Source organism: Streptomyces sp. PT12, from assembly GCF_003311645.1.
Taxonomy (GTDB): domain Bacteria; phylum Actinomycetota; class Actinomycetes; order Streptomycetales; family Streptomycetaceae; genus Streptomyces.
On sequence record NZ_QEST01000037.1, the window covers coordinates 1 to 19,666 of the forward strand.

The 19,666-nt window shown below is 72.2% G+C and carries 18 protein-coding genes and 1 pseudogene; 11 read left to right on the forward strand and 8 right to left on the reverse strand.

The window, feature by feature from the left end; genetic code table 11:
- Positions 1 to 310 precede the first annotated feature (310 nt).
- Complete coding sequence (locus DEH69_RS03825; RefSeq protein ID WP_147255389.1) at positions 311 to 1,075, forward strand: hypothetical protein; 765 nt, start codon at positions 311 to 313, stop codon at positions 1,073 to 1,075.
- 52 nt (positions 1,076 to 1,127) lie between these two features.
- On the opposite strand, the gene DEH69_RS03830 is transcribed toward DEH69_RS03825, so the two are convergent.
- From DEH69_RS03830 to DEH69_RS03840, 3 genes are all read right to left on the reverse strand, one after another.
- On the reverse strand, positions 1,128 to 2,069 hold the full coding sequence (locus DEH69_RS03830; RefSeq protein ID WP_113685447.1) for a ribose-phosphate pyrophosphokinase: 942 nt from the start codon (positions 2,067 to 2,069) through the stop codon (positions 1,128 to 1,130).
- Between the two features lie 75 nt (positions 2,070 to 2,144).
- Positions 2,145 to 3,788 (reverse strand): penicillin-binding transpeptidase domain-containing protein, encoded by a 1,644-nt coding sequence (locus DEH69_RS03835; protein WP_309302754.1) that lies wholly within the window; start codon positions 3,786 to 3,788, stop codon positions 2,145 to 2,147.
- A 135-nt stretch (positions 3,789 to 3,923) separates the two neighbouring features.
- The gene (locus tag DEH69_RS03840; protein WP_113685448.1) at positions 3,924 to 5,639 is read right to left on the reverse strand and encodes a dolichyl-phosphate-mannose--protein mannosyltransferase; all 1,716 of its coding nucleotides are present in this window, start codon (positions 5,637 to 5,639) and stop codon (positions 3,924 to 3,926) included.
- Between the two features lie 60 nt (positions 5,640 to 5,699).
- Here DEH69_RS03840 and rsmI point away from each other — a divergent pair, with 60 nt between their 5' ends.
- The 6 genes and pseudogenes from rsmI (at position 5,700) to DEH69_RS03870 (ending at position 11,725) form a co-directional block, all read left to right on the forward strand.
- The gene (rsmI, locus tag DEH69_RS03845) at positions 5,700 to 6,566 is read left to right on the forward strand and encodes a 16S rRNA (cytidine(1402)-2'-O)-methyltransferase (protein ID WP_113685449.1); all 867 of its coding nucleotides are present in this window, start codon (positions 5,700 to 5,702) and stop codon (positions 6,564 to 6,566) included.
- A gap of 10 nt (positions 6,567 to 6,576) precedes the next feature.
- Positions 6,577 to 7,425 (forward strand): TatD family hydrolase, encoded by an 849-nt coding sequence (locus tag DEH69_RS03850; protein WP_113685450.1) that lies wholly within the window; start codon positions 6,577 to 6,579, stop codon positions 7,423 to 7,425.
- Positions 7,422 to 8,276: a 16S rRNA (adenine(1518)-N(6)/adenine(1519)-N(6))-dimethyltransferase RsmA gene (rsmA, locus tag DEH69_RS03855; protein ID WP_113685451.1), complete on the forward strand. Its 855-nt coding sequence runs from the start codon at positions 7,422 to 7,424 to the stop codon at positions 8,274 to 8,276. The genes DEH69_RS03850 and rsmA overlap by 4 nt, the downstream gene beginning before the upstream one ends.
- A gap of 92 nt (positions 8,277 to 8,368) precedes the next feature.
- Complete coding sequence (locus tag DEH69_RS03860; RefSeq protein WP_113685452.1) at positions 8,369 to 9,298, forward strand: 4-(cytidine 5'-diphospho)-2-C-methyl-D-erythritol kinase; 930 nt, start codon at positions 8,369 to 8,371, stop codon at positions 9,296 to 9,298.
- A pseudogene (locus DEH69_RS03865) lies at positions 9,291 to 9,782 on the forward strand (ATP-binding cassette domain-containing protein); the annotation flags it as partial. The gene DEH69_RS03860 and the pseudogene DEH69_RS03865, both read left to right, overlap by 8 nt.
- Positions 9,783 to 9,982: 200 nt before the next feature.
- Positions 9,983 to 11,725: an ABC-F family ATP-binding cassette domain-containing protein gene (locus DEH69_RS03870; RefSeq protein WP_258534414.1), complete on the forward strand. Its 1,743-nt coding sequence runs from the start codon at positions 9,983 to 9,985 to the stop codon at positions 11,723 to 11,725.
- A 462-nt stretch (positions 11,726 to 12,187) separates the two neighbouring features.
- On the opposite strand, the gene DEH69_RS03880 is transcribed toward DEH69_RS03870, so the two are convergent.
- Genes DEH69_RS03880 through DEH69_RS03900 form a run of 5 tightly spaced genes read right to left on the reverse strand, consistent with a single transcriptional unit; the run spans position 12,188 to position 17,029 of the window.
- Positions 12,188 to 12,463, reverse strand: coding sequence for a TSUP family transporter (locus DEH69_RS03880; RefSeq protein ID WP_220131175.1), 276 nt, complete (start codon positions 12,461 to 12,463; stop codon positions 12,188 to 12,190).
- A complete protein-coding gene (lnt, locus tag DEH69_RS03885; protein WP_113685455.1) occupies positions 12,460 to 14,148 on the reverse strand; it encodes an apolipoprotein N-acyltransferase in 1,689 nt (562 codons plus the stop codon). The genes DEH69_RS03880 and lnt overlap by 4 nt, the downstream gene beginning before the upstream one ends.
- Entirely contained in the window at positions 14,145 to 15,404 is a 1,260-nt protein-coding gene (locus DEH69_RS03890; protein WP_220131176.1) for a PQQ-binding-like beta-propeller repeat protein, read from the reverse strand. Before DEH69_RS03890 ends, lnt begins: the two co-directional genes overlap by 4 nt.
- Entirely contained in the window at positions 15,401 to 16,270 is an 870-nt protein-coding gene (locus DEH69_RS03895) for a cytochrome c biogenesis CcdA family protein (RefSeq protein WP_113685457.1), read from the reverse strand. Before DEH69_RS03895 ends, DEH69_RS03890 begins: the two co-directional genes overlap by 4 nt.
- A gap of 6 nt (positions 16,271 to 16,276) precedes the next feature.
- Positions 16,277 to 17,029 carry a thioredoxin domain-containing protein gene (locus DEH69_RS03900; protein WP_113685458.1) on the reverse strand — a complete coding sequence of 251 codons (753 nt, stop codon included), beginning with the start codon at positions 17,027 to 17,029 and terminating at the stop codon, positions 16,277 to 16,279.
- Positions 17,030 to 17,118: 89 nt separating this feature from the next.
- On the opposite strand from DEH69_RS03900, the gene DEH69_RS03905 reads away from it, so the two are divergent.
- The 4 genes from DEH69_RS03905 to DEH69_RS03920 are packed head-to-tail and all read left to right on the forward strand — an operon-like array spanning position 17,119 to position 19,465.
- A complete protein-coding gene (locus DEH69_RS03905) occupies positions 17,119 to 17,739 on the forward strand; it encodes a hypothetical protein (RefSeq protein WP_113685459.1) in 621 nt (206 codons plus the stop codon).
- Positions 17,736 to 18,128 carry a BlaI/MecI/CopY family transcriptional regulator gene (locus DEH69_RS03910; protein ID WP_113685460.1) on the forward strand — a complete coding sequence of 131 codons (393 nt, stop codon included), beginning with the start codon at positions 17,736 to 17,738 and terminating at the stop codon, positions 18,126 to 18,128. The genes DEH69_RS03905 and DEH69_RS03910 overlap by 4 nt, the downstream gene beginning before the upstream one ends.
- Positions 18,125 to 19,108: a M56 family metallopeptidase gene (locus DEH69_RS03915; protein WP_113685461.1), complete on the forward strand. Its 984-nt coding sequence runs from the start codon at positions 18,125 to 18,127 to the stop codon at positions 19,106 to 19,108. The genes DEH69_RS03910 and DEH69_RS03915 overlap by 4 nt, the downstream gene beginning before the upstream one ends.
- A 30-nt stretch (positions 19,109 to 19,138) precedes the next feature.
- On the forward strand, positions 19,139 to 19,465 hold the full coding sequence (locus DEH69_RS03920; RefSeq protein WP_113685462.1) for a DsrE family protein: 327 nt from the start codon (positions 19,139 to 19,141) through the stop codon (positions 19,463 to 19,465).
- Positions 19,466 to 19,666 lie beyond the last annotated feature (201 nt).

The window sequence follows — 19,666 nt, forward strand, 5'->3', positions numbered from 1 at the left end:
CCCCCGCCTCTCCCCGCCGAGCCCGGCGCCCGACCCCCGCACGGGAGGTCGGGCGCCGGGCTCGGCGCCGTCCCGGGCGTCGCCGCACCCCTCCGCGGCGCCGCCGCGATGTCGGCTTGGCCGCCCGCCGCCGAACGGACCGCGCTCCAACTCCCACCAGGCGCCGGGGCGCTGAGCCACCGTCGGCTCGGGCCGCCGTTCGGGCTCGCTCCTTCGGCGACCCGGCGCTCACCCGGTACACATCCGGGCAATCGTGGGTAGACTGCGGCGTCGCGCGTCAAGTAGTCATATCGATAAATCGGGAGGCGGCGTGCGACGCCGAACAGCGACGACTCTGACGGCCCTCGCGGCGATGGCCGCGCTCATCGGGGCCCTGGCCCCATCCGCCCAGGGGAGAACCCCCGAGGCGGCCTGCACCCCCGACATCCCCGTCTCCACCGAGGCGGGCGCCGACCGGCTGCTCTCCCTCGTCGAGGGACTTGAATCCACGGGACACACCCCCGCCGAGGTCGACGCCGTCCTCGCCGAACGCGCCTGCCTGACCCGGGTGAGCGAGCCCATCCCGCCCGCCGAAGGGCTCACCGTGACCGCCCCCGACGTCTATGTGATCGCCGAGGTGAACGGCGTCGACCGCTGGGTCGCCATCACCGACTGGGAGTTCGCCGACCTCCCCGCCGCGCCGATGAGCGGCGACCAGGCCGTGGTCACCTGGTTCGACGCGCCCGTCGAGCCCATCGTCCGCGTCGTCCACTACGCGGGCACCACGCCCCAGTACCCCAGCGTCAGCCGCGAGGACGCGGCCGAACTCGGCCCCTATGGCGTGGGGTTCCTGCTGCCGCCCCAGAAGTCCGCCACCGACATGAACATCGCGACGGGGCGTTCCGCGCTCGTCTTCGAGGGCACGGGCGCGTGCCGCACCCTCACCGCGTGCGGCGCGTTCGCCCACACCTGGAACGCGACCGCCGTCACCGGCATCGACCTCGCCGCGACCGGCATGACCCTGTACTGGTCATCGACCGCCGACCGCGCCCTGACCCTCAGCTCCCCGACCTCGGTGCCGGGAGTCTGCGGGTAGGCCGCTCACCCCTCGCCGCGAGCTATTCGCCGAAGCCCTATTCACCGAAGCCCTATTCACCGAAGAGGGCGCTGACCGACTCGCCGTTGTGGATCCGGCGCACCGCCTCGGCGAGCGCGGGGGCGATGGACAGCACGCGCAGCTTGCCGGTGCGCTGATCGGCCGGGATGGGAACGGTGTTGGTGCAGACGATCTCCAGGACATCGGGCTCCGCGCTCAGCCGCCCCAGCGCGTTGTCCGAGAACAGCCCGTGGGTGCACGCGATCCGCACCGACGCGACGTCCAGCTCCCGCAGGCGTTCGAGCAGCTCCATCACGGTGCTGCCCTTGGCGATCTCGTCGTCGAGCACGATCACATCCCGGCCTGTCACCTCGCCGATCACCGAGCTGATCGTCACCCGGTCGTCGCTGAAGCGCTGCTTGGCGCCCGCCGCCACCGGGATGCCCAGCATGCGCGCGAACGCCGCCGCCTCCTTGGCGTTGCCCAGGTCGGGCGAGACCACCACGGCGTTGCCCAGGTCCTGGCCCCTGAAGTGCGAGGCCAGCTCCCGCAGCGCGTGCAGGTGGTCAACCGGGACGCTGAAGAACCCGTGCACCTGCGGCGAGTGCAGGGTCATCGCCAGCACCCGGCTCGCCCCCGCCGCCACCATCAGGTCCGCGATCAGCCGCCCGCCGATGGAGATGCGCGGCGCGTCCTTCTTGTCCGACCTGGCGTAGGAGTAGTGCGGCATCACCACCGTGATGCGTCCCGCCGACGCGCCGCGCGCCGCGTCGAGCATCAGCAGCAGCTCGACCAGGTGCTCCTGTACGGGCCGCACCAGCGGCTGCACCAGGTAGACGTCGCGCTCCCGGCAGTTGGCCTGCAGCTGTACCTGAAGGCAGTCGTTGGCGAAGCGGTCCACCCTGGTCGGCAGCAGCGGCACCCCGAGATGGGCGCAAACCTCGGCGGCCAGCTCGGGGTGGGCGCTGCCGCTGAAGACGGCGATCTCACGCACGGTCCGTCCCTCTTCCGCTCCAGGGGCGCCCCTCGACGCGCCCCGCCTACCGGGCAAACCCTGACTGACGCGGCACTACGGGGCGACCCTCAGGACGTCGGCCACCAGGGGACCGGCGAACGTTCCGCCGTGCCCCGAGTCGGGGACGACCGCGGCCACGGCCAGGTCGTTGCGGTATCCGGTGAACCAGGCGTTCGGCTTGTCCTGCCCGTCCACCTCGGCCGATCCCGTCTTGCCGCCGATGTCACCGCCGAGCCCGGCCATCGCCTCGGCGGCGGTGCCGTTGGCCGCGGTGCGGCTCATCAGGGACCGCAGGTCGCCCGCCGTGGGCAGCGGCGACGGCGCCTGCGCGAGCTGCCGCCCGTCGAAGTCGGCTGGCACCAGGTAGGGCTGGAGGAACGAGCCGTTCTTCACGGTGGCCGAGACCGACGCCATGGTCAGGGGGTTCATGCGCACGCCGCCCTGGCCGATGAGCGCGGCGGCCATCTGCGCGTCCGACTGCGTGGGCACCGCGCCGTCCATCGACGTCACGCCGACCTGCCAGTCCAGGCCGAGGCCGAACGCCTCCCGCGCGTGGTTCCCCAGCTCGTCGTCCGACAGCTCGGGCGCCTGGGAGATGAACGCGGTGTTGCACGAGCGGGCGAAGCTGTCCGCGAACGTGCCGCCCTCGATCTCGAACTCGTCGAGGTTCTGGAACTCCCAGCCGCCGTGCGTGAAGTGCTTCGGGCACGGGTGCTCGGCGCCGGGCGAGGCCAGACCGCGGTCGAGCAGGAGCGAGGCCGTCACGATCTTGAACGTCGAGCCGGGGGCGTAGCTGCCCTCAAGGGCCGTGTCGAAGCCGTCCGCGGGGGAGTTGGCGATGGCGTGGATCGCGCCCGTGCTCGGCTGGATCGCCACGACCGACGCGCTGGCGCGCTCCGCGACCGCGTCCTCGGCGGCCCGCTGCACCGCGGGGTCGATCGTCGTGGGCACCTGGCCCGCGGTCGGCTCGGCCAGCTCAAGCAGCGACGTGACCGTCTCGCCCTCCGCGTCCACGATGCGGGTCTCGACGCCCGCCGAGCCGCCCGCCTGCTCGCCGTAGCGCTCCCGGAGCTCGGCGATGACCGGGGCGAGCGAGGGGAAGTCGTCGGCCGAGAGCACCGCGCCGTTCCGGTCGAGCGCCTCGACCGGCGGGACCTCGCTGATCGGGCCCGTCTCAAGGGACTGCCCCTCGGCCAGCTCCGGGTGGATCACGGTGGGCGCCCACTCGATGACCGGCTCGCCGCTCGCCTCGTCGCGCACGACGCTCAGCGCGGTCTCCCAGCCCAGCTCGGCGGGCTCCTCGTCCTCGTGGGCGACGGTGGCGGCGAGCGAGAACGGCACGGTCGCGCCGTCGGGCGTGCCCGCGTCGATGGCCACCTCGGTCAACGAGGCGTCGGCGGCCAGCGCTTCGAGCGCGGCCCGCGCGGCCTCGGGGTCGCTGGTCAGCTCGGCCGCCGCCACCGCGTCGCCCGCGGCCCAGGCGTCGAGGAACGCGCCCGACGCGGCCAGCACCTCGTCGCCGGTGGGCGGCCCCGCTGGCTCGTCGTCCCCGCCGCGCTCGCCGTCGGCCGCGGCGGCGCCGCCCCCGCTGCCTTCGTCGCCGAGCAGGCTGTACGCCCCGAAGCCCACGACCGAGACGACGGCCGCGCACACCCCCGCCACCACCGCGATCCGCTGCCCGTTCCGCATGTCAACCATGCCCCCTGCCCTGGTACTTCCGCGAGCGCGCTGCACCGGCCCGCTGTCGCCGCAGCCTACCGGCTACCCCCGGTATGCCGGACGGCAGCCCGGTGTCACTTCGGCCTCATTCGGGATTCGGGCTCACCCGTCACATCAGACCCAGGTGTCGAGCCACATCCGGGCCCGCCAGCCGTCCACCGGCAGCTCGGTACCCGTGTAAATGGGGTGGAAGTAGATGAAGTTCCACACGATCAGCAGCACCAGCACCCCGGCCGCGACGATGCCCGCCACCCGGCGCCGCTCCGAGCAGCCGGGCGGCCCGAGGACCGCGCCGATCATCAGCGTCACGGCCAGGCACAGGAACGGCACGAGCACCACGGCGTAGAAGTAGAAGATCGTGCGCTCCTGGTACAGGAACCACGGCAGATACCCCGCCGCCACCGCGCACAGCACCGCGCCCGCCCGCCAGTCGCGGCGGAACATCCAGCGGTAGAGCGCGTATGCGAGCGCGAAGCACGCCGCCCACCACAGCAGCGGGGTGCCCAGGGCCAGCACCTCGCGCGCGCAGCCGCTGGAATAGCCGCAGCCGTCCTCGCCCGCGTCGCGCGACTCGTAGAAGTACGTCACGGGCCGGGTCGCGACCAGCCAGCTCCAGGGGTTGGACTCGTAGTCGTGCTGCGAGGTCAGGTCCACATGGAAGCCGTAGACCTCGGTCGTGTAGTGCCACAGGCTGCGCAGCGGCCCTGGCACCCAGGAGAACGAGCTGTCCCGCCCCTCGGCCCAGTCCCGGTAGTAGCCCCCCGACGTCGCGAACCAGCCCGCCCACGACGCGAGGTACACCGCGAGCGCGACCGGCACGAGCGAGAGGAACGCGGGCCCCGCGTCGCGCCGCAGCGTCACGGCGTACGCCTGCCGCGCCCCCGCGGTGCGCCGCGCCGCCGCGTCCCACAGCACGGTCAGCAGGCCGAACGCGGCGAGCACATAGAGCCCGTTCCACTTGGTCGCGCAGGCGAGGCCCAGGCACACCCCCGCGGCAAGGCGCCAGGGCCTGACGCCGAGCCCGAGGCGTTCCCCGACGTCGCGCGAGGAGCGCGCCAGGCCGTCGGCGCCCACGGGAAGCGCCGCGGCGAGGCGCGCCCTGGCCCGGTCGCGGTCGATCAGCAGGCAGCCGAACGCCGCGAGCAGCCAGAACATCAGCACCAGGTCGAGCAGCGCGGTCCTGCTCATCACGAAGTGCAGCCCGTCCACCGCGAGCAGCAGCCCCGCGACGCAGCCGAGCACCGTCGAGCGGAACAGCCGCCGCCCGATCCGGCACAGCATGAGCACCGACAGGGTGCCGAGCAGCGCCACCATGAAGCGCCAGCCGAACGGCGTGAGGCCGAACATCCACTCGCCAAGGGCGATGACCCACTTGCCCGCGGGCGGGTGCACGACATAGGAAGCGGCCGAGCCGACCGGGGTCTCGCCGCCGATGATCCGCTCGTTGGCGTCCTCGGGCCAGTCGGTCTCGTAGCCGTGCTCGAGCAGCGACCAGGCGTCCTTGGCGTAGTACGTCTCGTCGAATATCACGGCGTTCGGCGAGCCCAGGTCGGCGAAGCGCAGCGCGCCCGCGAACGCCGCCACCAGCAGCGGCCCGCCCCATGCCGTCAAGCGGGCCAGGCGCGCGGCGGCGAGCGGCGCGAAGCCGAAGTACTGCCACAGGCGCGCGCCCGGCTCCGGGTAGGGCGGCACCAGGCGTTCGCGCACGCCCGACCCGCGGCGGCCCGCGTAGCCGAAACGACGCAGCCGCTGCTCCCACGCGGGCGGGCGGCGGCCCGGCTCGCGTTCAGGCGGGGCCTCGGTCACGGTCTGGCTGCTCTGGCTGCTCATCGGGGCCCATCTTGGCATCCGGCCCTTGGGAACCCCGTGAGATGCGCGAGGATGACGGCCATGACAGGCACGCTCGTACTGGCCGGGACTCCGATCGGCGCCCTGGGTGACGCCCCGCCGCGGCTCGCCGACGAGCTGGCGGCGGCCGATGTCGTCGCGGCCGAGGACACCCGCCGCCTGCGGCGCCTCGCCCAGGGCCTCGGCGTCACCCTCGGGGGGCGCGTGGTGTCGTACTTCGAGGGCAACGAGGCGGCGCGCACGCCGGAGCTCGCGGACGAGCTGGCGCGCGGGGCGCGCGTTGTGCTGGTGACGGACGCGGGGATGCCGTCCGTGTCCGACCCCGGCTACCGGCTCGTGGCCGCGGCGGTCGAGCGCGGCGTCCGCGTCACGGCGGTGCCTGGGCCTTCGGCGGTGCTGACCGCGCTCGCGCTGTCCGCGCTGCCCGTCGACCGCTTCTGCTTCGAGGGGTTCCTGCCCCGCAAGCCGGGCGAGCGCGCCGCGCGGCTGCGCGAGGTGGCGGGGGAACGCCGCACGCTCGTGTGGTTCGAGGCGCCGCACCGGCTCGCGGCGTCGCTCGCGGCGATGGCCGAGGCGTTCGGCGGCGAGCGGCGCGCGGCCGTGTGCCGTGAGCTGACCAAGACGTATGAGGAGGTCAGGCGGGGCACGCTCGGCGAGCTGGCCGCCTGGGCCGAGCCCGGCGTGCGCGGGGAGATCACGGTGGTGGTCGAGGGCGCCCCCGCGCCCGAGCCAGGGAGCGTGGACGCGGCCGAGCTGGCGAGGCTCGTCGCCGAGGGGGAGGCGGCGGGCCTGCACCGCAAGGAGGCGATCGCCGACGTGGCGCGCGCGGTCGGCGTTCCCAAGCGGCGGGTGTTCGACGCCGTGGTGGCGGCCCGCGCCTCGGGAGGGGCCGGATCGGCGTCGCCGTAGGATTCACGGCATGCCCAAGTCCGCCAAGGCGAAGGCCAGGGAGCATGTGCCGCCGCCGCTGCCCGAGCCGCTGAAGATCCCCGTCGCCGACGCCCACACCCACCTCGACATGCAGGGCACGACCGTCGACGAGGCCATCGCCAAGGCCGCGGCGGTGGGCGTGACCCGCGTCGTGCAGACCGGGTGCGACGTCGAACGCGCCCACTGGGCCGCCAAGGTCGCCGCCGACCACGACGCGATCGTGGCCGCCGTCGCCCTGCACCCCAACGAGGCGCCGCGCATCGAGGAGACCGAGGGCCCCGGCGGCCTCGACGCCGCGCTGCGGGAGATCGCCGAGCTCGGCGCGCTGCCCCAGGTGGTGGCCATCGGCGAGACCGGGCTCGACTACTACCGCACGGGGCCAGAGGGCGTCGCCGCGCAGCAGCGCTCGTTCAGGCGGCACATCGCGCTGGCCAAGGAGCTTGACAAGGCCCTGGTCATCCACGACCGCGACGCGCACGACGACGTGCTGCGCATCCTGCGCGAGGAGGGCGCCCCGCGCCGCACGGTGTTCCACTGCTACTCGGGCGATGCCGCGATGACCGAGGTGTGCGCCGCCGAGGGGTACTTCATGTCGTTCGCCGGGAACGTCACGTTCGCCAGCGCCCAGCCGCTGCGTGACGCGCTCGCCGCCGCGCCGCCCGAGCTGCTGCTTGTGGAGACGGACGCGCCCTTCATGACCCCGGCGCCGTTCCGCGGCAGGCCCAACGCGCCCTATCTGATCCCCGTCACGCTGCGCGCGATGGCCGAGGTCAAAGGGCTGGCCGAGGACGAGCTCGCCCGGCACGTCGCGGCCAACGCCGAACGGGTCTTCGGGTGACCCAGGACGCGCTGCTCGGCCCCGGCGACATCCGCGAGCTCGCGGCGGCGCTCGGCCTGCGCCCGACCAAGCAGCGCGGCCAGAACTTCGTGATCGACGCCAACACCGTGCGCCGCATCGTGCGCGCCGCCGATGTCGGCCCCGACGACGCGGTGGTCGAGATCGGCCCGGGGCTCGGCTCCCTGACCCTGGCGCTGCTCGGCGCCGCTGGCCATGTGACGGCGGTCGAGATCGACGACGTGCTCGCGGCGGCGCTGCCCGCGACGGTCGAGGCCCGCCTCCCGGCGCGCGCGGACCGTTTCGCGCTGGTCCACGCGGACGCGCTGCGCGTCACCGAGCTGCCGGGTCCGCCCCCGCGCGCGCTCGTCGCCAACCTCCCTTACAACGTCGCGGTGCCGGTGCTGCTGCACATGCTGGCGGCGTTCCCCAGCCTCCAACGCGGCCTGGTCATGGTGCAGTCCGAGGTCGCCGACCGCCTTGCCGCCCCGCCGGGGTCCAAGGTGTACGGGGTGCCATCGGTCAAGACCGCGTGGTACGCGCGGGCGCGGCGGGCCGGGGCGATCGGCCGCACGGTGTTCTGGCCCGCGCCGCGCGTGGACTCGGGCCTGGTCTCCCTGGTCCGCCGCGACCCCCCGCCCACGCGGGCCTCGCGCGCCGAGGTCTTCGCGGCGATCGACGCGGCGTTCGCGCAGCGCCGCAAGACGCTGCGCTCCGCCCTTGCCGCGTGGGCGGGTTCGGCGACGGCGGCCGAGGCGGCGTGCGAGGCGGCGGGCATCGCGCCGACGGCGCGGGGCGAGTCCCTGACGGTGGAGGACTTCGCGCGCCTCGCGGAGTTCCGCTCCCTCGGGTGACCCTCACGCGCTCGCGGGGCCAGGCACCACAGGGCCCTCGCCGGTCCGAGCGGGTGGGCGGGCTGACCGGCGGATGCCTAGACTCGGGGCCCATGGGGTCCCCCGCGCAAGCCGTCACCGTTCGTGTGCCCGCCAAGGTCAACGTCCAGCTGGCCGTCGGGCCGCCGCGCGCCGACGGGTTCCACGACCTGGCCAATGTCTTCCTCGCCGTCGGCATCCACGACCACGTCACCGCGACCCCGGCCGACGCGCTCGCCGTCACCTGCGCTGGCCCTGGCAGCGACGACGTTCCCCTTGACCCCGAGGCCAACCTCGCCGCCCGCGCCGCGACCCTGCTCGCGGCCCTGCACGGCATCGAGCCCGCCGTCCGGCTGCACATCGACAAGGACATCCCCGTCGCCGGGGGCATGGCGGGCGGCAGCGCCGACGCCGCGGGCGCGCTCCTCGCGTGCGACACCCTGTGGGGCACCGCCACCCCAAGGCCCGAGCTCATCAAGCTCTGCGCCGAGTTGGGCTCCGATGTGCCCTTCAGCCTGGTGGGCGGCGCCGCGCTGGGGCGGGGGAGGGGGGAGCTACTGACCGAGCTGCCGGTGTCGGGCGCGTTCCACTGGGTGTTCGCCCTCGCCGACGGCGGCCTCGCCACCCCCGCCGTCTACCGCGAGTGCGACCGGCTGCGCGACGCCGACGGCGTTCACCCGCCGCGCCCCGAGCCCACCCCCGCGCTGCTCGACGCCCTGCGCGACGGCGACGCCCGCGCGCTGGCCGCCACCCTGGCCAACGACCTCCAGCCCGCCGCCCTCTCGCTGCGCCCCTCGCTCGCCGCCACCCTCGCCGCGGGGGCGGAGGCGGGCGCGCTCGCCGGGCTCGTCTCGGGGTCGGGACCCACGTGCGCGTTCCTCGCCGACGGCGCCGACGCCGCGGCCCGCGTCGCCGCCGCGCTCAGGGCCGGGGGCACATGCGCGGACGCCCGCGCGACGACGGGCCCCGCCGCCGGGGCGACTACCATCGAGTCCCATGCCTGAGTCCCCCAAGTCCGCCCGGAATCTCGCCAAGCTGGAGTCCGTCGGCAAGGTGTACGGCACCCGCGCGGTGCTCGACGGAGTCTCGCTCGGCGTCGGCGAGGGCGACCGGATCGGCGTCGTGGGGCGCGACGGCGACGGCAAGACCACGCTCGTGCGCGTCCCCGCCCGCCAGGAGGAGCCCGACGACGGGCGCGTCACCCACTCGGGGGGCCTGCGCCTCGGGGTGCTCGCCCAGCACGACCCGCTCGACCCGTCCGCCACCGTCCGCCAGGAGGTCATCGGCGACCTCGCCGACCACGAGTGGGCGGGCGACGCCCGCGTGCGCGCCGTGCTCACCGGGCTGTTCGGCGGCCTCGACCTGCCCGGCTTCCCCGCGGGCCTCGACACGGTGATCGGCCCGCTCTCCGGCGGCGAGCGGCGGCGGCGGCTCCAGATCCTGCGGCTGCTGATGGACGAGCCCAACGTGCTGTTCCTTGACGAGCCGAACACTCAGGAGCCGTATGTGGTTCGGCTACCTCCGTTCTCCCGCTCCGAGGGGCGGTCATGGGGTGCTTGCCGCACCCGTGCCGCGCATCGCGTCGCGCGGCCGAGGCCATCTGGCCGGACTCCGAGGAAGGCCGGTGCGCGGTAGTGGCTACGCCGTTGGTGGTGGGGGAAGCCCTGCACTTGGAGTATCCGACGCGAGTGGTCTTCGACTCGGTGACGGTCGGCGTCGAGGAAGGCGATCGCGTCGGGATCGTGGGCCGCAACGGTGACGGCAAGTCGAGCCTGCTGGGAATGCTCAGCGGCGTGATCGAGCCGCAGGCGGGCCGGGTTACGCGGCGAGGCGGGGTGCGCTTCGGGGTGCTGTCGCAGTCCGACGACCTCGACCCGGCGGCGACGGTCGGCGGGTCGATCGTCGGTGACCGGCCGGAGCACGAGTGGGCCAGCGACGCCAGGGTCCGCGACGTGATCGGCGGGCTCGTCGCCGATCTGCCGTGGGATGCGAGGATCGGCGAGCTGAGCGGCGGGCAGCGTCGCCGGGTCGCGCTGGCCGCGTTGCTGATCGGCGAGTGGGATGTCATCGCTCTGGATGAGCCGACAAACCATCTCGACGTCGAGGGCATCGCCTGGCTGGCCGGGCACCTGCGGAACCGCTGGGCGAGGAACTCAGGGGGCCTGTTGGTCGTGACGCACGACCGCTGGTTCCTCGATGAGGTCTGCACCGAGACGTGGGAGGTCCACGACATGACCGTGGAGCCGTTCGAGGGCGGCTACGCCGCCTATGTGCTGCAACGGGTCGAACGGGACCGGATCAACGCCGTCACCGAGGCCAAACGCCAGAACCTCATGCGCAAGGAACTGGCGTGGCTACGACGCGGCGCACCCGCCCGCACGTCCAAGCCGAAGTTCCGCGTCGACGCCGCCAGCCAACTGATCGAGGACGTACCGCCGGTTCGCAACCCCATCGAGCTGCAACGCCTCGCCGTCGCCCGCCTGGGCAAGCAGGTGGTCGACCTGGAAGGCGTGGGCGTGCGCTACGGCGACCGCGACGTGCTGCGCGACGTGACGTGGCGGATCGCCCCCGGCGAGCGGACCGGGATACTCGGAGCGAACGGGAGCGGCAAGTCAACGCTGCTGGGCCTGATCGCCGGAACCGTGCAGCCCACGTCGGGCCGGATCAAGACGGGCAAGACCGTGCGACTCGGACTGCTCGACCAGCAGTTCTCCCAGCTCGCGGACATCGGCGGCGACCGGGTGCGCGAAGTGCTGGCCCGCACGCAGACGACCTTCGCGATCGACGGCAAAGACCTCACGCCGGCGCAACTGCTGGAACGCCTCGGCTTCGCCCGCCCGCACCTCTCCACAAGGGTCGCCGAACTGTCGGGCGGTCAGAAGCGGCGGCTACAACTCCTGCTCCTGCTGCTGAATGAACCTAACCTCATCGCTCTCGATGAACCTGCGAACGATGTTGACGCCGACATGCTGGCCGCGATGGAGGACCTGCTGGACTCGTGGCCGGGAACTCTGATCGTCGTCTCGCACGACCGCTACATGCTGGAACGGGTCACCGACCAGCAGTACGCCATCCTCGACGGACGCTTGCGGCACCTGCCCGGCGGAGTGGACGAGTACCTGCGGCTGCGGCGCGAACAGCCGACATCGCGCACGAGCGGCCCGATCACCCCGACGACCGCCGATGCGGGAGCGGGCGCGCCCGCGCTCTCCGGCTCCGAACGACGCACCGCGCAGAAGGAAGTCGCCTCGATCGAACGCCGTCTCGACAGACTCCACGCCGAGGTGAAAGCCCTGCACCAGCGCATGGCCGAGCACGACCAGGGCGACTACGAGGGTCTACAGAAGCTCGCAGACAACCTCCGCGCCGTCGAGGACGAGACGACCGAACTCGAAGAACGCTGGCTGGAGCTCTCCGACATGATCGACTAGGCCAGTCTCTTGGCGTAGTCCTCGGGGAGCACGGCGGCGTGCATGGTCTCGCGTCGCTGACGTCGCTCCTGCGCCCGGACGGTGAGAAGCACGATGAGGCTGACCGGCCCGATCCAGAGGAACGTGAGGGTATGTGCGGAGCATCGCGGGCTCTTTCGTCGTCATAGCGCGACGGGTGTCCGTCGTGGAGGCGGCTATGAACCGAGTGCCCGCGAGGGGCCGTCCCGAAGGACCCGCGTAGTTCGCTGAACCTGCCTCGCTCCCGAGTCGCGGATCACGCCTGGCCTGCTGGATCACACGGCTCAGACAGAGCGGCACGGGTTCGGCACGCTCATCCCGGCCGACACGGAATGGCCCGCCGGGCTGAACGACCTGGGCGAGCGTGCCCCCTACCTGCTGTGGACGCGCGGCGCGGCCTCCTTCTTAACGACGGCGCTGAGCGATCGAGCCACGATCACCGGCTCACGCGCCGCGACCTCCTAGGGCGAGCAGATCGCGGGCGAGCTGCGACGGGTCTCGCCGATGAGGAACGGGTCGTGGTCTACCGGCGTGGGCGATTGCGCTGGTCACAGATGTGACGCAGACGACGAACAGGGAGGCGGCGATGGCTTCGGTGGGTTCGAGGCCACCGACATGGGTCAGCAGCGGGACCATCAGGATGGAACCGCCGCCTCCAAGCGGACCGAGCGAGAGCCCCACCAGCGTGGTCAGGCCGGCGATGAGTAGCAGATGGTTCATCGGTCGCGTTCGTGGCGGCCGGTGCCACTGAGTCCGCCAGAGTCCGGTGCCCGATGGTGTCGTGCGCGGTCGCGTAGCAGGGGGAGAGCGAGGACGAGGAACGTGGCGAGTGTGCCCGAGGCGATGAGCGCCTGGATCGGCTGCCCTAGCACGACGGCGGCGGTAAGGCCGTCTCGGAGTTCGAGTTCGGCGAGCATGAGACCCGGTTCATCCGCGGGCAGTGCGGCCACGGTAGTGCCGTTCGGGGCGAGGACTTGGCTGGTTCCGGTGGTGGAGAGGTTGACTACGCTGCGGCCGGTTTCGATGGCTCGCATGCGCGCGAACGCAAGCTGTTGCAGGTTCTCGTCAGTGCCGCGGAAGTCGGCGTTGTTTGTCTGGAACATGAGCACTTGGGCGCTGCTGCGTGTGCTTTCGTGGATGACGTCATCGAATGCCACGTCGAAGCAGATCGCCAGTCCCACGTCCACCCCGTCGACCTCGATGGCGGGCGTGTCGGTGCCGGCGGCGTACTCGCGTTGGAGTTGGTCCACCAGGCTGGGTACGAGCGTCTCGTAGAGCCAGCGGTCGGGCACGTACTCGCCGAACGGGACGGGATGGCGTTTGGCGTGGGCGGCGACCGGGCCGGTCGAGGTCCAGAGGAAAGAGGTGTTGAAGACCATGTGGCCGTCTGCCGAGGCGGCATTGAGCAGGATCGGCGCACCGTATCGGGCGGCTGCGTCGCTGAGCACCTGGGCGGTGGCCTCATCGGCGAGAGGGTCAATGTCCACGCCGCCCTCTGGCCAGAGCACGATGTCGACCTGCTCGTCCTCCAGGGGGGCGGAGGCGGCGAGTTGAGACTCCAGGACCGCGCCTGGCTCGTGCTCATCGACGTAAGCGGCGGGGCCGTTGCCCTGTACAGCGCCGACTCGGATGGTGCCTGCGTGACTGGTCGGGAACTGCGGCACCAGTAGCAGCATCGCCGCGAGCCCGAAGGCGGGGATCGGAGCTGTCCACCGGAGCGCGTGCGTGCTGCTGCGGTACTCCGTAGTGTCACCGCGCGGCGGGCGTCTGTGCACGGTCCAGCGGGTTGCTTCGATGGCGGCGGCGCACAGGAGGGCCATCAAAAATCCCAGGCCGGAGACGCCGACCCATGATGCGACCGGCGCGATGGGGCTTTCCGATTGACTCATGGCGATCCTTGCCCACGGGAATCCGCCGTAGGGCCAGGAGCCCATGAGGAGTTCGCGGACCGTCCAGGCCCCGGCCACCAGTGCCGGCAGTGCGAGCAGTCGCACCGCGGGGGTGTCGCGCCGATACGGCAGCCATCGATAGGCCCATGCGATCGGCACCGTCAGTAGGGCCGAGTAGATCGTCAGTGCGCTGGCCAGCGCCACCCAAGGGACCCAGTTCAGGGGATGCTCACCGAGAAACTGTGCCGCCCAGGACACGTGCGGAAACCAGAACGCTGCGCCAAAGATTGCCCCGACCAGCACGGCACTCCAGGTGCCTCGACCGATGAGAGTGAGCAGAGCGAGCGTTACCGAGGCGAATGTCAGCGGCCACCATCCGAGCGAGGGAAAGGCCGCATCCAGCGCGAGCCCGGCGACTGCGGCTGCGGGCGCTGCCGCCCACAGAGGAAACAGCGGCCGTGGCGGGGTCGGCGCTTGGGTGTGATCGCGAGATTCGCGGCACGTGGCGTGGCTCATCGCGTCGAGTCCACGTGGGACACTGCCGGTGAGGTCATCGCATGCCGCTCGTTGCCTGCCTCATGGGCCGCCCTCCTCGTCCATGAAGCCTGCTCTGAGATCGTGGCCAGGAGACGTCGATTGCCATCGAGAAGGACGGCGGCTCCGTTGATGCTGATGTGTGAGGGGACGATGATCGGTCCTCGCCCGTCGGGTTCGTAGGCTTGGGCGACGTCGCCGGTGATGACGTTGTGGACGCGGATTGCGCCGCCTTCGCGCAGGTACAGGAAGACCCCGCCGATCGCGGCGATGGTGGTCTGGTCATCGACGGACAGCGACCACAATGACTGGTTGTTGGCGTCGTAGGCGTGCAGTCCGGCGGCGTCGAGGATCACGAGGGTGCCGGTGGTCGGGTCGACCGCCGCGTCGCGTGCAGTGTCGTTGAGTACGACGCCTTGGTGGAGGTCGATGAGCGCACCGGCGGTGTCGGAGGTGGAGATGAGCGCGAGCCCGTCAGCCGGCGCGGGGCGCAGGGCGGCGCTGATGGACGCCGCGGTCCAGCCGTGCTCAGCCAGAGGGGTGCGCCACAGCTCCCCGCCGTCGGTCGTGTTGCGCGCGATCAGAGCGTCCTCATGGGTGACTAAGACGATGCCTTGGTACTCACCGATGATGCGCAGTCCTTCCGAGCCCGATTCGGTAGCCGCGACCTCCCCGGTGGTGGGGTCGAGCGCGACGCGGGGGCCGGTCTGGCCCATGTAGCTCTCGGGGGGTGCGGCGAAGACCAGGCCGGGACCCTGGTAGGGGCCGGGGACTTCGACCGGACCCCAGACGTGTTCGCCGGTGGTCAGGTCGTAGGCGGCGGCGGTGGTGGCGGCCAGAGCGTCGGCGGTGGTTTCCAGGTCGCCCAGGATCGCGAGGGCTCGCCCGTGCGCGTCCATCGTGACTGCGAATCCGGTGCAGCTCGCCGGGCGTTGCGCGGCCCACAAGACCTCACCGTGCACGTCCACGGCCGTGAACTCCAGCACTCCGTCGCGCTCGTCGGCGGCGACATAGACGCCTTCGGCGTACTGCGCGGCTGTGTCCCACCCGGGGTCTACGACCTCCAGCTCCTCGAAAGAGGTCGGCAACCGCATCCCCGGGGTATCGACGACCGGCAACGCATCATTGACCGGGTAGGGGTCTCGCACGGGCTCGGGCTCGGATGCCCCGCAGCCGGTCATCACCAGTACCGCGGCGACGGAGAGTGCCAGGGGGCCGCGTTGTCGAGGTCGCGTCATCGTTGTTCCGTGGGTTGTTCGCTCGCGGGGGCCTGGGCGCGTTCGCGGTTGCGGCGGTGCCTGGCCCACAGCAGCAGCACGATCGTGGCGATGCCGAGGACGGCGAGGATGTCCAGGATCGGGTTGGCCAGGATGGAGGCGCGTTCTTGGAGCCAGGCTTGGGTGTCGAGCGGGACGAGCTCGGGGGCGCCGACCAGGCCGTTGGTGGTCCAGAACAGGATGCCGACTCCCGTGATGAGCAGTCCGGTGACCGCTGAGGTGGTGTGCAGCTCGCGGCCAAGGACGGTGAAGGTCCGGCCGCGCAGTAGCCGGCGGCCGCGGGCGCCAAGGCGTTGCCAGAGCGCGGCGATCAGCAGCAGCGGCAGGACCATGCCGGCGCCGTAAGCGGCGAGCAGGAAGCCGGCGGCGAGGGTGTCGCCGCGGGCGGCAGCCAGCGTGAGCACGGCGCCCAGGATCGGACCGGCGCAGAATCCGGCGATCCCGCTGGCCGCTCCCAGCAGCACGGTCTTGACGAGTCCGGTCGTGGACGCCGCGCGGGAGTGCAGGTCGGCGCCTGGGGGCAGCAGCCGGGAGGGGTCGAACCCGAATCCGAGCGCCTGCGCGGCGCCCAGGACGATCAGCACGAGGGAGGCGATGAGCACGATCGCCTGCCGGTGGGTCACGAACAGGGTCCCCAGCGCGCCGGCCCCGATGCCGAGGGGGACGAGCACGATCAGCAGGCCGAGGTAGAAGATCGCGCCGTGCAGCAGCAGCTTCGGGCCGGTGCCGATCGTGGAGGCGAAGAACGCCGGCATCAGCAGTGCCGCGCACGGGCTGAGCAGCGCGAGGGTGCCGCCGACGAACGCGGCGAGCAGTCCGATGTCCACGCCGCCTCACTCCGCCGCGTCGAGCGCGGTCTGGAACGCGTCCTCGAACACCTCGGTGGGCTGCGCCCCCACGATCGGCTGTCCGCCCAGGATGAACACGGGGGTGGAGGTGGCGCCCAGGTCGAATCCCAACTGCTGGTTGGTGGCGATCACCTGCGCCGTCTCCTCGGCAGCCAGGTCCGCGGTGAACTGCTCGATATCCAGCCCCAACTCGCCAGCCAGGGCGATCAGCGCCTCCTCGCTCAGCTCTCCCTCAGACCTGCGTTCCCCGTCCTCGAACAGGGTGTCGTGGTATTCCCAGAACGCGCCCTGCAACGCGGCGGCGTAGGAGGCGCGGGCTGCGCGCTCGGAGGCGGGGCCGAACACGTTGATATCGCGCCACTCGATCCGCAGGTCCCCGGCCTCGACGTGCTCCATCATCGACGGCAGCGTCTGCTCGCTCCACCGGGCACAGAAGGGGCACTGGTAGTCGGAGAACACGATCAGTGCCACCGGCGCGTCGACCGGGCCGGCCGCCAGCAGGTCGTCCTCGTCCCGAGCCTCGACCTCGGTCAAGTCCGGCTGCTCGGGATCCTGCACTTCGGTGGGCGCACCACCACCGGACGGCAAGGTGCCGTCCTCGGGTGAGGCGCCGGACCAGTTCACCCGAACGATCACGGCGATCAGCACGGCGGCCACCGTCAGCACGGCGCCCGGCACGACCCATGACGACCTCGAACGGTTGGACGGTTTCGGGCGGTTCTTGGTCTCGGCGGGCATGGGGGTCTCCTGTACTGTCGGGGGTACCGACCTCGACTATCTCAGATAGTCGACTATGCGTGGTAGTCGAGTCGTGTCAGAATGGGTCCATGACCTCTCCTTCCACTCGACCGCGCCCGAGTCGTTCGCGTCAGGGCATCGGCGAGAGCTTCCGGCTGGCCGGGCAGGCGCTGCGGCTGTGGCCGGGCAGGCAGGTGCTGGTCGCGATCGTCGCCGCGGTGGTGATCGCGGTGGTGATCGGGGTGGCGACGGTGCTGATCCCCAACCCGGTGTTTGGTCGGGAGATCCCGCCGGTGTGGTGGAACTACCCGGTGTGGTTGGTCACTTCGGCACTGTCAGGCATGCTGGTCGCCACCTACATCCGCCCGCCCCGCCCCGCCCTGCATACGCGGGCGAGCGCCGGCGATGAGGGCGGCATCGGCGCAGGCTCGACCGCGAGCACAGATGCCGACGATGAGGTCCAGGCGCGGCGCAGCAGCCGGATGGGGATGGCTGGCGGCATCCTGGCGTGGTTCGCGGTGGGGTGCCCGGTGTGCAACAAGCTCGCCCTCCTCGCCCTGGGATACTCCGGCGCGATCACCTGGTTCGCCCCGATCCAGCCGTTCCTCGCGCTCGGTGCGCTGATCCTGACCGGCGTCGCCCTGGTGTGGCGACTACGCGGGCAGGTCGCCTGTCCGGTGCGCCCCGAACCAGTGGCGGCCGCGTCATGAGCACCGCCGCCGATGGGCGTTCGGGCGATCTGCTGCGGCTGGGGGCGTTGGAGGCGCAGGTGATGGACGTGCTGTGGGACCACGGCCCGGCCACCGTGCGCGAGGTGATCGAGCACCTGCCGTCCGACCCCGCCTACACCACCATCGCGACCGTGCTCACCAACCTGGACCGCAAGGGATTGGTGACCATCGCACGGCAGAACCGGTCGACCCGGTACGGAGCCAAGCTCAGCAGGCATGAGCATGCCGCGGGGCTGATGGAGCAGGTGCTGGAGGCCAGCCGCGACCGTGCTGCCTCGATCCTGCAGTTCGTGGACTCGATGCCCGAGACCGACCTGGACCTGCTGCGCGACTACCTACAACGCCGCGACCGGGGTGACGCGTCATGACCGCGGGCATGCTCGCGGTGGCTCTGTGCGCCGGGCTGGTGGCGCTGGCAGTGTTCGGACCGGCGCTGCTGCGGCACGCGGCGCCCACCCTGGTGCGCGTCCCGCGCCTGGCCATCGCGATCGTCGTCGGCGGTGTCGGAGTCTGGGTGGTCACCCTGCTGGCGATCGGCCCGGTGCTGGCCTGGGCCGGGTCCGGCCCCGCGCTGCTGCCCGAACGCGCAGCCGAGGTGTGCCAGCGGTGCCTGAGCGCCGCGAACCCGATCTCCGCTGATACCACCGACACTCTGGTTCCCGCCGTGCTGCTGCTGGCCCTGCCGGTGGCACTGGCGCTGGCCTTGGGAGCAGGTCTTGCCCGCCAGATGGTCCGGCGCAGCTCCCGCTCCCGGGATGCCGCCAGCGCGCTGCTGCACGGCGCGCGGCGGCAGCTCCTGCACGGACGCGAGGTGTCGCTGGTCGACGCCGCGCACCCGTTCGCGCTCACCTTCCCCGCCCGTCACGGCGGAGTCGTGCTCTCCACCGGCGCGGTGCGTGCCCTGGGGGAGGACGAGCTGGCCGCCGTGCTGGCCCACGAGCACGCCCACCTGCACCAGCGCCACCACGTCATCTCCGCCCTGGTCGAGGCCATCGCCGCCTACCTGCGGTGGGTGCCGCTGATCGGCGCAGCCGCCGACGTGCTGCCGCACTACCTGGAGATCGCCGCCGACGACCGGGCCCGCCGCGAGGCAGGAACCCCGGCACTGGTCAGTGCCCTGGTCAAGCTCGGCGAACGCACCCACCCGGCCATGCCGCAGCACTCCTGCCCGGTCGCCCTGCACGCTGCCGGCCCCGAACGCATCCGCCATCTCGTCCGCCCCAGCGCGGGGCTGGCAGGCGCTCTGCCCGCGGCCGTGATCGCCGCGTACCTGGTCGGCATGGCCGCGCTTGCCGCCGCTGTCCACCTGCCCTACGTCTCCGCCGCCCTCACCGGCTGCCCGGCCTGAGCCCGCCAGAGCAAGTAAGGAACACCAGCAATGCATGAGAGCCCTCGTGAAGTGATCCTGCACGTGGCCGATGACCCCGCCGACGTGCAACGGGCACTGGACGCCGCCACCGGACTCCACGCCGCCGACCTGGGCACGCACGTGCGGGTGATCGTCAACGGCCCGGCACTGGCCGGCCTGACCGGCACCGATGCCGTCCAGCTCCCCGAGCACACCGAGGTCGCCGCATGCGCCGTCGGGCTCGGACGCCGCGGCATCGACCCCGACGAGCTGCGGCCCGAGGTCGGCACCGTCCCCTCCGCCGTCACCGCGATCGTCCAAGCACAACTGACCGGCGCCGCCTACATCCGCATCTGACCGACCCGAACCAGCGGAAGGCAGTCGGGTATCCGGCGGCTAAGACGCGGCCGTGGTCGACCTCTCCTGGAGGGCTGGGTCAGCGGCGCTGGAGGAGGAGTACCCCGTCGGTCTGAACCGCCCCGAATCCCCCACGAGGCTGGAACCGCAAGGGGCCGTGTCGGTGTCCGATGGTAAAAAGAGCTTTGCCCGACCGCCGAT